Annotated in this window: 9 protein-coding genes; 5 read left to right on the forward strand and 4 right to left on the reverse strand. The window is 60.5% G+C overall.

Annotated elements, in window-relative coordinates; translation table 11 throughout:
- The first annotated feature begins 8 nt into the window (after window positions 1–8).
- Together FO268_RS19685 and FO268_RS19690 are read left to right on the forward strand one after the other, a co-directional pair.
- Window positions 9–1,013 (forward strand): LLM class flavin-dependent oxidoreductase, encoded by a 1,005-nt coding sequence (locus FO268_RS19685; protein WP_150994969.1) that lies wholly within the window; start codon window positions 9–11, stop codon window positions 1,011–1,013.
- A 21-nt stretch (window positions 1,014–1,034) separates the two neighbouring features.
- Window positions 1,035–1,565: a YqiA/YcfP family alpha/beta fold hydrolase gene (locus FO268_RS19690; protein WP_150994970.1), complete on the forward strand. Its 531-nt coding sequence runs from the start codon at window positions 1,035–1,037 to the stop codon at window positions 1,563–1,565.
- 11 nt (window positions 1,566–1,576) lie between these two features.
- Here FO268_RS19690 and FO268_RS19695 read toward each other — a convergent pair whose 3' ends face one another.
- Genes FO268_RS19695 through recC form a run of 4 tightly spaced genes read right to left on the reverse strand, consistent with a single transcriptional unit; the run spans window position 1,577 to window position 11,505 of the window.
- A complete protein-coding gene (locus tag FO268_RS19695) occupies window positions 1,577–2,035 on the reverse strand; it encodes an META domain-containing protein (RefSeq protein ID WP_150994971.1) in 459 nt (152 codons plus the stop codon).
- Window positions 2,036–2,066: 31 nt separating this feature from the next.
- Entirely contained in the window at window positions 2,067–4,211 is a 2,145-nt protein-coding gene (gene recD / locus FO268_RS19700) for an exodeoxyribonuclease V subunit alpha (protein ID WP_150994972.1), read from the reverse strand.
- Window positions 4,208–7,909: an exodeoxyribonuclease V subunit beta gene (gene recB / locus FO268_RS19705; RefSeq protein WP_150994973.1), complete on the reverse strand. Its 3,702-nt coding sequence runs from the start codon at window positions 7,907–7,909 to the stop codon at window positions 4,208–4,210. The genes recD and recB overlap by 4 nt, the downstream gene beginning before the upstream one ends.
- Entirely contained in the window at window positions 7,906–11,505 is a 3,600-nt protein-coding gene (gene recC / locus FO268_RS19710) for an exodeoxyribonuclease V subunit gamma (RefSeq protein ID WP_150994974.1), read from the reverse strand. The genes recB and recC overlap by 4 nt, the downstream gene beginning before the upstream one ends.
- 204 nt (window positions 11,506–11,709) lie before the next feature.
- Here recC and FO268_RS19715 point away from each other — a divergent pair, with 204 nt between their 5' ends.
- The 3 genes from FO268_RS19715 (at window position 11,710) to FO268_RS19725 (ending at window position 14,006) form a co-directional block, all read left to right on the forward strand.
- Complete coding sequence (locus FO268_RS19715) at window positions 11,710–12,033, forward strand: high-potential iron-sulfur protein (protein ID WP_150994975.1); 324 nt, start codon at window positions 11,710–11,712, stop codon at window positions 12,031–12,033.
- A 243-nt stretch (window positions 12,034–12,276) separates the two neighbouring features.
- Window positions 12,277–13,305, forward strand: coding sequence for a TRAP transporter substrate-binding protein (locus FO268_RS19720; protein ID WP_150994976.1), 1,029 nt, complete (start codon window positions 12,277–12,279; stop codon window positions 13,303–13,305).
- Between the two features lie 107 nt (window positions 13,306–13,412).
- Window positions 13,413–14,006 carry a TRAP transporter small permease gene (locus FO268_RS19725; RefSeq protein WP_150994977.1) on the forward strand — a complete coding sequence of 198 codons (594 nt, stop codon included), beginning with the start codon at window positions 13,413–13,415 and terminating at the stop codon, window positions 14,004–14,006.
- Window positions 14,007–14,018 lie beyond the last annotated feature (12 nt).

Consider the following 14,018-nt stretch of genomic DNA (forward strand, 5'->3'; position numbering starts at 1 on the left):
AGCATTCAATGTCGCAGTCTTCCTACGCTCAATTTCCCTCCTACTCCCTTCTGGAGCTGGCTTCGGTCCGCGAAGGCGATTCCGTCGGCCAGACCCTGGCCAACAGCGTGGCCTATGCCCAGCATGCGGAAAGCCTCGGATTCCAGCGCTTCTGGCTGGCCGAACACCACAACATGGAAGGAATCAGCAGTTCCGCAACAGCGGTTCTGGTGGGCCACATTGCCGGCGCCACCGAAACACTTCGCGTGGGTTCGGGCGGCGTCATGCTGCCCAATCACCCTCCCCTGGTGATCGCCGAGCAGTTCGGCACCCTGGAAAGCCTGTACCCGGGGCGGATCGACCTGGGCCTGGGCCGTGCGCCGGGCACTGACCCGATTACCAGCCGCGCCCTGCGCCGGGAAGGCCTGGGAGCGGAGCAGTTCCCCGAGGACGTTGCCCGCCTGCAGGCGTTGCTCGGCCCGCTTCAGCCGGGCCAGCCGGTAAAAGCCATTCCCGGTGCCGGTACCAACGTGCCCATCTGGCTGTTAGGTTCCAGCCTCTACAGCGCCCAACTGGCCGCCATGCGGGGCCTGCCCTACGCCTTTGCCGGCCATTTTGCGCCACGGCTCTACCGCGAAGCGATCCAGACTTACAGGGATAACTTCCAGCCCTCCGCACAGTTGGACAAACCCTACGTGATTCTGGCCGTGCCGGCGGTGCCGGCAGATACCGACGAGGAAGCGCAGTTCCTGGCCACCACCAGTTATCAGCGCATTCTGTCGCTGTTCCGGGGCCAGCCATTGTGGATGCGCCCGCCGGTGGAATCCATGGACGGCCTGTGGAACAGTGGGGAGAAGGCCAGCGTAAAGGATTTCCTGTCACTGCAATTACTGGGCAGTGGGGACAGCATTCGCAAGCAGCTGGAGCGGTTACTGCAGACGGTGGAAGTGGACGAACTGATGTTCACCGTAGACCTTTACGACCCCGAAAAACGCCGGCACGCGCTGGACATTCTTGCGGCAACCCGACACTGAACCCGCTCACCGGAGGTAACTATGGCGCCATCTGACATTCACGTATTCCTCTCCCACGGGCTGGAGAGCGGGCCCGGCGGCACCAAGGTGCAGGCGTTGAAAGCCGAAGCCGAAACCTTCCCGAGGATCACGGCAATCGCCCTGGACCATCGCAGTACGAAAGTGCCGATGGAACGGCTCCAGCAAATGAAAGAGGCCATGGCCGAAGCCGGAGCCCACCCGGAACGCACCATTCTGGTGGGGTCCAGTATGGGTGGCTGGGTCTGTGCCCGCACCAGTGCCGAAACGCCGGTCCTGGGCTGCTTCCTGCTGGCCCCGGCGCTGGCAATGTCGGCCTATCCCCAGTCAAGCCCGCGGATTCAGGCCCGGCATACCCAGATCATTCATGGCTGGGACGATGATGTGGTGTTGCCCATGCCGGTGATCGAACTGGCACGGGAACAGAAGCTCCCGTTGCTAATCCTCCCGGACGGGCACCGGCTGGAGAACAGTCTGGAGCGGCTGGTGAGCGAGTTCAGAACCTTCATGGCCAGCTGCCTGCCGGCAAACTGACAGGCAGGGCTCTATTTCATCCGCGTAGCCTCGAACACCGCCAGCTCTTCTCCGGCGTCACCCAGCAGCCGTAGCTCGATGCCGTCCAGGTTGACCCCCACGGTCTTGGCCAGTGCGGCAAACAGCTGGCTCTCTGTCTGGTTATCCGGGCAGGCCATCCGGGTGCTGCTCATTGCATCGAATAGCAGGTTTTCGCCCTCGACGCGATAGTTACCCATGTACTGGTTGCAGCCACTGAATCCACTTACCCGGCCATCGTCGAGGAACAGGATATGGGCTTTCTGTTCCCTCTCGGTTTCCGGGACCGGTTCGCCGGCTACACTCACCAGTTGCCAGTAGGTATTGGTCAGCGGCATGGCAACGATATCACCGCCCGCACTGTCTGGCGCTGGCGAGCCTGCGCAACCGGCCAGTAACAGCACAGCGAACAGCGTTACCACATACCCCGATGTCTGGATTGTTCTTTTCATTCCGTTTCTCCCTGCTGGGGATTAATCATGGTCAGCGAGTCAACAACAACCTGGCCAGCCCTGAGGCCCTGATCACTCCGCGGCCCACGGCTTCTTTCAGTACACCGTCCTGGCTCACCACCAGGCTCAGCCAGTGTCGGGCCCGGGTGATGCCGGTATACACCAGTTCCCGGGTCAGTACCGGGGTCATGCGGTCCGGGATCACCAGGCAGGCGTGGGTGAATTCCGAGCCCTGGGATTTGTGCACCGTCATGGCGTAGACCGTTTCCAGCGACTGCAGTCGGCTGGGGGATATCCAGCGAATGCTGCCGCTGCCATCACTGGATGGGAACGCCACCCGGAGCGTATCCACCGGCTCCCCGATTTCGTTACTATCCCATGGCACGCTGAGGGTGACACCGATATCGCCGTTCATCAGGCCCAGATTATAGTCGTTTCCGGTGATCAGTACCGGACGGCCCGCGTACCAGCCCTCGGTTCGCTCGATAAGGCCGGTGCCACGCAACCGTTCGGCGATTTCACGGTTAAGCCCTTCCACACCGAACGGGCCCTGGCGCAGGGCGCACAGAACCTTGAAGTCGTTGAATGCGGTCAGCACGTTGGTTGCCCATGCATCCCACTGTTCGCGGGCGTCAACCTCACCGCCGGCGGAGGGCCTATGATCCCGGATGATTCGCAGGTAGTGGCCATAGCCCACCGGTGGCTCAACGGGAGTTTCGTTGATCAGGCGCCCGTGACCGCGATTATAGAAAAGTTCCGGGCTGCCGGTGAGGGCGTGGTCCGAGAGTAAAGCCAGCCAAGCCACGTCTTCGAATGCCTGCCCCTGGCACTGACCGATCAAATGCCTGTCCAGCTTGCCTGCATTAGTGGCCGCGGCCAGCACACCGATGCCGCTGCGCTGGTCAAAGCGATAGCTCTTGCGCAGCATGGCAACCGCCTGGTCCAGAGGCACACCCTCAGCATCGGTCAGTTCCGGTGGTAACTGGCAGCCGGTCACCGACTCCAGCCATCGTGCGGTCTCGGGCCAATAATGAGCGCCTTCGGCGCGCTGGCAGAGTTCCCCCAATACCGCACCGGCGTCCACAGACGCCAGCTGGTCCTTGTCCCCAAGCATGATCAACCGTGCTTTTGCCGGCAACGCCGCGAACACCGAGGCCATCAGGTCCACATCCACCATGGAGGCTTCATCGATCACCAGGATATCCACTGGCAGAGGATTATCTTCATTATGGCGGAAACTTCGCGAACCCGGCCGGCTCCCCAACAATCGGTGCAAGGTGGTGACCTGGGTGGGGATTGCGGATTTGTGGGGCCGCCCCGGCAGGTCGTCCAGAGGCAGACGGTCAACCGCACCGCCAATGGACTCGCTCAGCCTTGCGGCGGCTTTGCCGGTGGGAGCAGACAGACGAATACGAAGATACGGGCTGCCACTGTTGCCCTCAGCCGCTTCACAGGCCACCGACTGAAGGGCTGCCAGCAGGTTCACCACCGTGGTGGTCTTGCCGGTGCCGGGGCCGCCGGTGATCACACTGAACCGGTTACGGGCAGCCAGGGCACAGGCCAGCTTCTGATAGTCCGGTTCCCGGCTGTTGCCAAACAGAGCATCCAGCGCCCGGGCCAGCAGAGCTTCGTCCGTCAATGCGGCACGATGCCCAAGGCGATCCCGGATGCCCGCAGCAATAGCCTGCTCGTAACGCCAGAACCGGCGCAGGTACAGTCGCGGGCCATCCAGTACCAGGGGCGTCGACTGCTCACCGTCACCGACCGCGCAGCTGTTGTTGAGCCTGGCCAGCAATTCGTCCGGGGTGATGCCGCGGAACAAATCCGCCGGCCGCAGGCTGCCTTCCGGGAGCGACCCGACTCCTTCCGGCGGCAGCACCAGGGTGGGCTCGGTAGCCTGGCAGAGGTGTTTTATATCCAGGCACACGTGCCCACGTCCGACCTGGTGAGAGACCATCGCCGCCAGCAACGCCAGCATGGCCGACGGTTGCTCACCCTGCTCTCCAACAATGTTGCAGACAAAGCCCGCAAAGGCGTGATCCAGGGCGCGGATCCAGTCGCGCTCTACCCAGTCATCGAGCAGCGCCAATGCCTCAGTGGCGTTTTCGGGTATGGCGGCCGGCTCTGGCGGAACAGCGTCGAACAGGTCTTGAATGTATCCGCTCTCTCCGGTCATGCCGCCGTCTCCCGCTGGCCACTGAACAGCTGGTCCAGCTCTTCGATCAGGGCCCGACCGGGCCGTTCGGTAAAGGCGCCGGCACCGGGCGCATCACACCCCCGCAGGAACAGGTAAACCGCACCACCGACGTGGGTATCGTAGTCATAGTCCGGCAGACGGGACTTCAGCAGCCGGTGCAAAGCCAACAGGTAGATGACGTATTGCAGGTCGTATCGGTGGTCTAGGATTTTTGCTTTCATGGCATCCGTTACATAGGCCTGATCATCCTCGCCCAGATAATTTGATTTGTAATCCAGCACGTAATAGCGGCCATCGTGCTCGAATACCAGGTCGATAAAGCCTTTGAGCATGCCGTTGAAGGTGGTTTCCAGAGCTTCCGGCCGGTTCTCGCCATTCAGGGTGTGCTGGCGAACCAGCTTGTCCATGGTACGGGTGTTCACCTGATGACTTTCAAACCAGAATTCCAGTTCGGGACGGTAGGTGTCCAGACCCGCGAGCGAGCAGACGCCTCTCCCGTCCGGAAGCGGAATGTCCCTGGTAATCAGCGTGTGCATCCAGGCTTTCAGGGTATCCGCCCAGTCGCTCCAGTTGCGCAGTTTGCAGCGACGTTCCAGCAACTCGTGGAGTTCAGCGGGGTCCTCGGCCACCTTGCGGAATCCCCGCTCGGCGCACCACTCCAGAATATCGTGAAGGAAAGTCCCGGGGCCGGCGCCTCTGGGGAAACTGTGCTGGTTAAAGGGAAGTGGTCCCTGCGCACTCGCTTCGGAGGCCGCTTCGGTGCCCGCAGCCTCATCTTCCTCACGGAGGTTCTCCTGCTCCGCGTCTTCACTGGCCGGCGCGAAGTCGTCACCGAAACCACTGCGGGCACCATAGGTAATGGCGGAATAGCTGGCAATCCACCAGTTTTCCCGCGCTTCCCGTGTCGGCTCCAGGGCACTGCCAAGCGCAGGCTCCGCTTCGCCTGCGTAAACATCGTCTCCCGGTTCCGGCACTGAGGCCACCTCGATTGCGGGCTCGCCGGAAGCCATGGCCTGAAGGAAAGGCATCAGGTCCGTATCCTCGTCACTGGCCGTCTGACCTACCAGATGACCCAGCCCACTCCGACGCCAGCCCTTGATGCCGGCGGCACCGACCCAGGTGGCATGGCGAGAGCGAGTAAGCGCAACGTAGAATTTGCGGATGTCCTCACCCAGTCGTTCACGGTCGGCCCGGGCCAGGGTGTCGTCATCCGGTTCCAGGGATATCCGCAGTTTGCCCTCGGCGTCATGAAACTTGATGAAAGCCTGATTCGGCTTTTCCTCCCGGAATTCGGTGGCGAACGGCAGGAACACCAGCGGGTATTCCAGGCCTTTCGATTTGTGCACGGTAACCACCTTTACCAGCCCGGCGTCACTTTCCAGGCGCATGGTGCGGTGTTCGTCCTCGTCGTCGGACTCCCGCAGCATCTCGGTGTAGTGGTGGATCAGGGCATGCTCACCGTCGAGTTGCTGGCTGTCCTGCTGCAGCAACTCGGCAATGTGCAGGATATCGGTCAACCCGCGTTCGCCGTCCGGGCCCGCCAACAGTTTTGCAGGCACTTCGTAGTCCATCAGCAGGCGCCGCAGCATCGGCAACACGCCCTGCTGTTGCCAGAGCTCACGGTAACCCTGGAAACGGTTGATCTCCCGGTCCAGCGCATTCTCGTCGCTGAGCAGACGGTCGAGATCCTGGTAGGCCAGGCCCATGGTGGGGGTGGCCAGGGCAGCGCGAATCAATGACAACTGACCAGGCTCGGCGCAGGCCTGTAGCCACTGCAGTAACTCCAACGCCTGTGCAGATTGAAGCACGGAATTACGGTCTGACAGGTATACGCTGCGAATCCCCCGGGCGCTTAACGCCTGCCGGACAGCATCCGCCTCGTCGCGCTTGTTCACCAGTATGGCAATGTGTTCCGGTCGCAGTGGGTCGATGGGCTGGCCCTCCGCCGCGAAGCCGGCCTCACCGGCCTGCCCCAGGTTGAGCAGCCGGGCAATTTCCGCTGAGCAGACATCCGCCATGGCTTCCCTGCCCGCTTCTTTGGCGATATGCCGGTCATCCGCAAGGGTCCAGAAGGTTAGTGGCGCCTGTGGCTCTCCGCGCACGCACCACTGCTGGTCGGTCCCTCTGGCGTTCACCGGGGTGAATGGTAGCGGGTTGTCTCCGCCGGACCGGAACATAAAGGCCCCCTCCGGCAACGACTGGTCAGCCTGCTTAAACACACGGTTTACACCACCCACCATGGCCACAGCGGAGCGGAAATTGGTGCCCAGGGTGTAGGTGCGGCTGCTGACGGCACGGCGGGCGTCCAGATAGGTGTAGATGTCCGCACCGCGAAACCCATAAATGGCCTGCTTGGGGTCGCCGATCATCAGCAGGCTGGAGTCCTGGTCATTACTTGCCACCCGGTACACACGGTCAAAAATCCGGTACTGGACCGGGTCAGTGTCCTGGAATTCATCAATCATCGCTACCGGGAACTGGCGGCGAATGGTCTCGGCCAGCCGCTCGCCCTGGGCGCTACCCAGAGCCTCATCCAGCCGTGTGAGCAGATCATCAAAGCCCATACTGGCAAGGCGCTGTTTTTCACTGTCCAGGCGCCGGGCAATCCAGCAGGCGGCATGGTTGAGGATGTCCGGCTTTGCCACCGGCATGGCTTTCAGGGCCGGTTTAAGCCCGGCAATGGCGTCCATGGCAGGATGGTGGGGCGGATCGTCATCGCCGGTCCATTTTTCCGCGAAGGCGTCGGCTTCCAGGGTGTCAAAGCCCTTGGGACGACTTCTGGACAGGAAATCATGGGGTTCGGCAGCATCGGTGGTGGCCCATTCCCGCAGGCAGTCCACGGCCTTCTGGATGGAATTTTTAGTGCCGCCGTGCAATGGCTTAGGTTTGCGCTTTGCGGTTTCCGCCAGTAACTCATCCAGCTCATCACACCACGCGGGCCAGGGCGCTTTCAGTTCCCGCAGCCTCTCCTCGCGCCGGGTTCTGGCGGCTTCCGCGGCCGCCACCGGATCACGCTCCGGCACAGGCAGGGCGGCCACGTGTGGCAACAGGTTTCGAACGGACTGGCGCAAGCTCTCCGGCGTTTTCCAGGTATCCAGCACCTCGCCCATCAGCTCCGGTGGCAAGGGGTACACGAAGGTGCGCCAGTAATCCCGCACCACGTTGTCCAGCAAATCCGTCTGGCTGGTTTCCAGGGTCTGACGGAACAGGCTGCCGCTGTCGAAGGCGTGCTCACTGAGCATGCGGTTACACCAGCCATGGATGGTGGAGACGGCAGCTTCGTCCATCCACTCCGCTGCCAGTAGCAGCTTGCGGCGGCAGGCCGGCCAGTCCGCCTTTGGACAGGCGTTGCGAAGGTTGACCAGCGGGTCTTTTGCCATGGCGTTGGCATCAACGGTCTCCGGATCTACCGCGAAGAGCGCAGCGGCTTCAGTCAGGCGGGCACGGATACGGTCCCGGAGTTCCTTGGTGGCAGCTTCGGTAAAGGTGACCACCAGCAGGTTCGGCGGCATGATGCCCTCCCCCAGAGGCTCGTCAGCCGTGCGATGCCCGAGTACCAGCCGCACATAGAGCAGCGCCAGGGTAAAGGTTTTGCCGGTACCGGCGCTGGCTTCTATCAGCTGGCTGCCACGCAGGGGCAGAGTCAAAGGGTTGAGTGTGCGAACGCTCCCGGTCATCCGGTTTTCTCCCTTTTAGCGCCGCCGGTTCTCGCCCGGCCTGCCTGCTCTGCATGCCAGAGAGGTTCGTACAAGGCGGCCACCAGTTGCGGGAATCGCCCAGCGGCAGGCAACTGCCCGAACTCGGGGTAAGCCCTGTGCAGATAACCGCTGTCCCGGGCCAGGGCTTTGTTATAGGCTTCCTCGGCTTTCTGGAGTGCCTTGTCTTCGTTGCCATCTCCCCTCGCGGGGTAGAGCCCCCGCAGGTAGGCGAACGCTGCCCCGGCCTCAACCGGCAGCGGCCGTGTCTGGCCCTGCATCCAGTATTCCAGAACGCTCGCCAGATAATCACCGGCGGTGGCTTCCTCCAGGGGCAACAGGTTAACGACCCGCTGCTCTTCCTTCGCGATAATGAGGGTGTGGAAAGCCTCAAAGCGCAGGTTACCCGCCAGGTGCGTAATCCAGTGATCCAGTAACGCCGGGAATCGCAGTTGACGATAGTTTCCTGCGCCTTCCAGCAGGTTACTGCTGGCGATCACCACCCGGCAGAGCTCGCCATCCGGTCGGGTCCGCAGATCGCCAAGGCGGTCACTGATGGCCAGGGTATCTTCGCCGCGCTGGTGGTGGTATTCGAACCCGATCACCTCTTCAATGGCTTCTGGCCAAAGGGCCAGCGCCTCCTGATAACGTTTGTGCAAATCCGGCATACGGCTTTCCAGTTGCCGGGTCAGGGCGTACTCCGTCAGCCCCATGCCCAGTTCCCCCCGGCGAACCATGCTGGCCAGGGACGACTCGATACGTTGCTGCAATTCGTCCTCATTATCGGCTTTCATCACCGCCTGACGGATCAGCTCGTCTTCCAGTCGCCAATGCTGAAGCCCATCCATTGCGAAGGCTTCATTGTCGGTGTCCAGGCCCTCAACATCGGTAAATCGTACCTGCAGCCGGCGCTGGTAGAAGACTTCCACCGGCCTTTTAAGGAAGGCACCAAGTTCGGCCAGGGTCAGCGGGTCTGCCGGGGACAGGTAAGGCAGTTCGGTTTGCTCTGACTGGTCAGCCCGGGACTGGTGGGCACTGAGCCATTCGCTGTCGTAGGTGAACAGCCGACGGGCCGAAAGTACTTCGCTCACATCCGCCGAATGTTCCGCACCCGTGCCTCGGTTTTCCACCGGAAAGTACTCGCGACTGAATGGCTGCAGCGGGTGTTCAATAGTGAGGGCTGCGGAAGCCGGCTTGTCTGAAGTCTGCACCTGCCAAACCGCATCCAGGTGATCCCGCAGCTGGCTCACCAGAACCGATGGCGGCCGTTCCGAGTCGTCACGGATGCTGCGCCCCACCCAACTGATGTAAAGCTGCTCTCTGGCGGAAAGCAGAGCCTCCAGAAACAGATAGCGGTCGTCTTCCCGGCGGGAGCGGTCCCCGGGGCGGTAATCCAGCGCCATCAGATCAAAATCCACCGGTGGACGGGAGCGTGGGTAGTCGCCGTCATTCATCCCCAGCAGGCAGACGCGCCGGAAGGGAATGGCCCGCATCGGCATCAGGGTGGCGAAATTGACCTTGCCCGCCAGGAAACGCTGGTTGAGGCCGCCTTCTTCCAGACCTTCCAGCAGGATTTCCCGAACAATATTGAGGGGCAGCTCCACCTGCTCCATACCGGCACTGTCGCAGTCCTGAAGCCACTGTTCCGCCTGCCGGCGCAGGCGGTTGACCAGCAGCAGCTCATCGTCGGACAGATCATCGAAGAAGCGTTCCAGTATTGACTGCAACCGATCCAGCCAGCCTGAGGGGGTCGCGGTAGCTCTCAATTCGTGCCAGAGCTCTTCCAGGCGGTCGATAAACCGGCACAGACTGCCTGCCACGGCGGCCTGCAGGCCGCCAATCTCCTCGTAGGGCTCAATGCCCTGCCAGGGGTCGTCGCGACCGGTGCCGTATCCCAGCAACATCCGTCGCAGGCCCGCCTGCCAGGTGTTGCGCTCAAGCCCCTTGGGCAGGTCAAGGCTACTGCGATGGTCACTGTGTAGCCCCCAGCGAATATTGGCGCCCTCCACCCACTGACGCACCAGTGGCAGGTCGCCTTCGGCAATGCCGAACCGGCTCCTGACCGCCGGCACTTCCAGCAAGCTGATGATCTCGCTGACACCAAAGCGGCTTTCAGGTAGCGCCATCAGGGTATCGAGCGCAATCAGCACCGGCTGACGGTGACGCTGGCCCTGGTCGGAAATGGTAAACGGAATGTAGCGGCGGGAGGACGATGGATAGCGACCAAACACGGCCTGGATATGGGGTGCGTAGGTATCCACATCCGGCACCATGACAATCACATCCCTCGGCCGCAGTTCCGGGTTGCTGTTGAACGCGGCCAGTAACTGGTCGTGGAGAATTTCCACTTCCCGCTGGGGGCTGTGGGCATTGTGGAACACCACGGAATCATCCCGGAACGGGTCAAGGGTGCGCCCCTGCCCCAGCATCTCCTGTTGGGACGTGAGTGTGCGAATGTCGTTCTGGATCTGGTGCAGGAGCAACGGCTGTTCGGCGCTGCCGTGGGGCGTGAAGATGTCGATCCGACCATCAGGGGTGGCTATGCGGCTTTTATATTCCTCCGGATTATCAAATTCATCCAGCAGGCGAATATAGTCCCGGCCCTGTTTGCCCCACGCCGCCAGAAGGGGGTTGGCATGCTGGTGCAGGTCGTCAGGATTGGTCAGCTGTGCCAGTTTTGGATGGGCCAGACCCCGCTTGCGATCAGCGTTGAGCAGATCACGGTCGCTGATAATGTCGGCCCAATAGAATTCGCTGGGGTTGTGGACGCAGAGCACCACCTGGCTCACCCGACTGAGAATCGACAGCGCTTCCAACGCTTGCTTCGGTAGCGACGAAACGCCGAAAACCACAATACGTCTGGGCAGGTCAGAAGGCCTCTCAGTGGGCGTAAGTGTCTGGCCCGCCTCCATGAACCGGGTGTGTATTCGTGAGCGGCTGGTGCCGGCAAGCTCGCCGACATCTTCAACCAGTTTTCGCCACAGCACGGGCTGCCAGCGAAGCTCTTCGCCCAGCTCGCGGTATTCGCCCCTCGCCATCTGCAGGCGGTCATGCCCGGCTTCCCAGTCCGCCAGCCAGTCAGCGCGGAATACCTGATACTGGTCGAACAGGTCAGCAATCTTTCCTGCCAGTTGGTAACGACGGGTTTCGGTGTCTGCCCCGGCCATGAATCGTTGCAAAGGCGCGAACACATCGTTCCCGGCAATCAACCCCGGCAGCAAACGGAACAGGCGCCAGACCAGACGGGATTTGTCGAAGGGGGACTGTTCAGGCACCCCTGCGGAAGTCAGCACTGCCCGATAGGCCTGCCAGATAAAGCGCGCGGGAAACAGGAAGTCCATCCCTGCAGCAATGCCCATGCCGCCATTTTCGCCGCCTACGCCGGCAGCGAGCGGATCCTCAGCCAGGGCAAGCTTGAGCCATTGGGCAATACCATTGCTCTGCACCAGGAAGGTTTCGCTTTCCAGGGGCGGCAGGGGGCTTTGCCGGCAGATCCAGACCACCGCCCGGCGCAGGTCCTCGAGGTGGTTCGCGTGGATGGCATGAAAGCCGGGCTCGATGGTTGGCGTTGCTGGCATAACTGCTCTGTGTGGTCATCCGGGGTAAGAATGGAAAGCCTACCACAACTCTGAACGGATTCCGGCCAGGCCACCCGGGATTGACTCACGTCAGCTGAAAGTCATCCGATCTTGCCCGCATCCCGAACAAATTAGTAAGGTCGCTGAAAAAACGATCAAACAGACCAGACTGAACACTGCAATGAGATGAGAGAGGAGGTTACCATGAGTAAAGTCAATGAAAGCCGTCGCGTGTTCCTGCGTACCGCTGCCCTGGGCGTTGCTGCTATTCCTCTGGCCCGGTTCGCCACCCATTCGCCTCGAGCCCGTGCAGAGACGCCCAAGGCCGAAGACGGTCACGCACTGGACTATGTCAACAATGCTGCTGATTCCGATCATGAGAAGCACCAGGAGGGCCAGCAATGCGATGGTTGCGCATTCTGGGCCGGAGAAGAGTCGGACGGTTGGGGCAAGTGCCGCCACCCCGAATTCAGCGATGTGCTGGTGAATGCCAACGGCTGGTGTAACACCTGGGTGCCCAAAGGCTGACATCCCAATCCGGACCGGGGCCCCGGGCAGCCATGATCCCCCGGGGTCCGCCACTGAGTACCGCACCATTTCAGGGCGAATTTCAGCCATTAGTCCTTTTATTCCGAATATTTACCGTATTCCGGCCAAATCTGGCAATTCATGAAAATCTATTCACTCAATTTCTTGCGAAAACAGCATTGTTTTGCCAGTCTTTATTAATGTAACAATAATTTGCAGAAAAAAATAAACGGAGACGACACGATGAGTAGCTTGAGCAAGTTCAAGAAACTGGCAGGTTTTTCTGCGTTTGCCTTTGCCGCAATGACAGCGGCAAACTCGGTAAACGCCGCCAACTGGCGCTATGCACACGAAGAGTACGAAGGTGACGTTCAGGACGTATTCGCTTACGACTTCAAGGAATACATCGAAGAGAACTCTGACCACACAGTTCAGGTGTACCGGTTTGGCGAGCTTGGCGAATCTGACGACATCATGGAGCAGACCCAGGCTGGCATCCTTAACTTTGTTAACCAGTCGCCCGGTTTCACCGGCTCCCTGATTCCCGAAGCGCAGATTTTCTTCATTCCCTACCTGCTGCCGACCGACTTCGAAACCGTAATCGACTTTTTCAACAACAGTGAAGCCATCAACGAGGACTTCCCTGAGCTTTATGCCGAAAAAGGTCTTGAGTTGTTGAAGATGTACCCCGAGGGCGAAATGGTTGTGACCCTGGACGAGCCGGCCACCAGCCCTGAAGATTTCAACAACAAGAAAATCCGGGTTATGACCAACCCGCTGCTGTCGGAAACTTACGATGCCTTCGGTGCCACTCCGACTCCGCTGCCATGGGGTGAGGTGTACGGCGCCCTGCAGACCAACATGATCCAGGGCCAGGAAAACCCGATCTTCTGGATTGAGTCCGGCGGACTGTACGAGGTGTCCCCCAACCTGATCTTTACCGGCCACGGCTGGTTCACCACCGCCATGATGGCGAACAAGGACTTCTTCGACGGCTTGTCCGATGACGACAAGGAACTGATCCGTAAGGCAGCCGACCACGCTTACGAAGAAATCCTCGTTCATATCGACGGCCTGGCGGATGAAGCCCTTGGCAAGATTCAGGAAGCCAGCGACGAAGTAACGGTGACCCGTCTTGACGAAGAGCAGATCCAGGCCTTCCGTGATCGCGCTCCTCAGGTTGAGAAAGAGTTCATCAACATGACAGGCGACCGTGGCAAAGAACTGCTGAACCAGTTCAAGGAAGATCTCAAAGAAGTTCAGGAAGACTGAGCCTGAAGGAACCATTCCCGCCGGCCCTGCCCGGCGGGAATCTGTTTTAACCCCGCCCCGCCGGGGCCTCCTACCGGTCGGGAGCAATCTGTTCTGGAGCAGAACCCATGTCCGAGAACTCCCCGGATCTAGAAGACGATACCGGCACCTATGAGTCCGGCCTGCCCGGGTTTCTGGGGACCATTGACGAAGTTATTGCCAAGGCCGAAGCGATAATCCTTGCGGTTGGCGTGATCCTTATGGCGATCAATACGTGCGTCAACGTTATTGCCCGCTTTGTCTTCGGTGAAGGCCTGTTTTTCTCCGGTGAGATCAACCGGATTCTTATTATTCTGATTACCTTTGCAGGTATTGGCTACGCGGCCCGCCATGGCCGCCATATCCGGATGTCTGCCGTATACGATGCGATCCCCCCGAAGGGACGTAAAGTACTGATGATTTTCATTGCCCTGTTTACATCCGCGGTGATGTTCTTTCTCTGCTACCACGCTTATGGGTTCGTCGAAACCATGTACAGCCGTGGGCGCATTCTGCCGGCACTGGGGTTTGAGATCTGGTGGATTTACGTGTGGGCGCCAGTGGGCTTTGCGATCACCGGCATCCAGTATCTCCTTACGGCCATTAAAAACTTCACCAGTAAGGATATATACCTCTCCACCGGTGTGATCGACGGCTACGCGGATAGTGAATCGGAAGTCTGACCCCTGTAGCTG

Origin of the sequence: Marinobacter denitrificans, from assembly GCF_008795955.1 — a bacterium.
Classification (GTDB): Bacteria; Pseudomonadota; Gammaproteobacteria; order Pseudomonadales; family Oleiphilaceae; genus Marinobacter; species Marinobacter denitrificans.

Excerpts from the sequence above, each read along its gene's own strand:
- FO268_RS19685 (WP_150994969.1), top strand. The coding sequence starts at position 9 with ATGTCGCAGTCTTCCTACGCTCAATTTCCCTCCTACTCCCTTCTGGAG.
- FO268_RS19690 (WP_150994970.1), top strand. The coding sequence starts at position 1,035 with ATGGCGCCATCTGACATTCACGTATTCCTCTCCCACGGGCTGGAGAGC.
- FO268_RS19695 (WP_150994971.1), bottom strand. The coding sequence starts at position 2,035 with ATGAAAAGAACAATCCAGACATCGGGGTATGTGGTAACGCTGTTCGCT.
- recD (WP_150994972.1), bottom strand. The coding sequence starts at position 4,211 with ATGACCGGAGAGAGCGGATACATTCAAGACCTGTTCGACGCTGTTCCG.
- recB (WP_150994973.1), bottom strand. The coding sequence starts at position 7,909 with ATGACCGGGAGCGTTCGCACACTCAACCCTTTGACTCTGCCCCTGCGT.
- recC (WP_150994974.1), bottom strand. The coding sequence starts at position 11,505 with ATGCCAGCAACGCCAACCATCGAGCCCGGCTTTCATGCCATCCACGCG.
- FO268_RS19715 (WP_150994975.1), top strand. The coding sequence starts at position 11,710 with ATGAGTAAAGTCAATGAAAGCCGTCGCGTGTTCCTGCGTACCGCTGCC.
- FO268_RS19720 (WP_150994976.1), top strand. The coding sequence starts at position 12,277 with ATGAGTAGCTTGAGCAAGTTCAAGAAACTGGCAGGTTTTTCTGCGTTT.
- FO268_RS19725 (WP_150994977.1), top strand. The coding sequence starts at position 13,413 with ATGTCCGAGAACTCCCCGGATCTAGAAGACGATACCGGCACCTATGAG.